Raw genomic sequence first — 450 nt, forward strand, 5'->3', positions numbered from 1 at the left:
ATACTGAACACAGAAGGTCAAAACTTTATGCAAACCTGCAAATTGGAGATATGAGTATTGGAAGTTTCCGTCATATTGATTTTGGACCACCCTATTCAACAGAAAGATATAACTCTGCAGTACTGGCAATGAAAAATGCAGGTGCAGAAGTAATCATTATTGATTCCATATCCCATAACTGGATGGGTGAAGGTGGAATAGTTGAGACTCATGGCCAAATGTCAGGTAACTCTTTTCAAAACTGGGGAAAGCTTGCTCCTGAGACAACTAAGTTAATCAAGACATTGACTCAAAATAATGTACATATTCTGGTTACGTTTAGAACCAAAACAGAATATGTAGTGGAGCCTAACAGTGAAGGGAAAATGGCACCAAGAAAAGTCGGTACTAAACCAGTTCAAAAAGAAGAAATGGAATATGAGTTTATGTTGAATTTCGTTATCGACATTG

The 450-nt window shown here is 37.1% G+C and carries 1 protein-coding gene; it reads left to right on the forward strand.

From position 1 onward, the window contains the following. Positions 1-50: 50 nt before the first annotated feature. The coding region (locus ACFQ8C_RS37080) for an AAA family ATPase (RefSeq protein WP_383466375.1) at positions 51-450 on the forward strand (400 nt) is incomplete at its 3' end.

Origin of the sequence: Streptomyces sp. NPDC056503 (assembly GCF_042794995.1) — a bacterium.
Taxonomy (GTDB): Bacteria; Actinomycetota; Actinomycetes; order Streptomycetales; family Streptomycetaceae; genus Streptomyces.